This is a genomic window from Pseudomonas sp. SIMBA_068, assembly GCF_046534705.1.
GTDB classification, from domain to species: domain Bacteria; phylum Pseudomonadota; class Gammaproteobacteria; order Pseudomonadales; family Pseudomonadaceae; genus Aquipseudomonas; species Aquipseudomonas putida.
Map to the genome: position 1 here is coordinate 1 of NZ_JAWRYI010000710.1, position 265 is coordinate 265.

The following is a 265-nucleotide window of genomic DNA, read 5'->3' on the forward strand; positions in this document are numbered from 1 at the left end:
GTAAAGTACTTGAGGTATCTAACGCCGACACCAATCAAATAATTGATGGTAAAACATTAGGCGAGCATTTATTAGAGCCTACACGTATTTACGTTAAACCTTTACTTGAGTTATTTAAGCACGTTGACGTGCATGCCCTTTCGCACATTACTGGCGGTGGCTTTTGGGAAAATATTCCACGCGTATTACCTGCATCAGCTAAAGCTGTGGTTAAAGGCGATAGCTGGCAGTGGCCAAGTGTTTTTAACTGGTTACAAGAAAACGG

Annotated in this window: 1 protein-coding gene; it reads left to right on the forward strand. The window is 41.9% G+C overall.

Going from position 1 to position 265, the window contains the following annotated elements:
* A partial coding sequence (locus tag SB756_RS31085; RefSeq protein WP_410913372.1) for an AIR synthase-related protein occupies positions 1-265 on the forward strand: 265 nt, incomplete at both ends.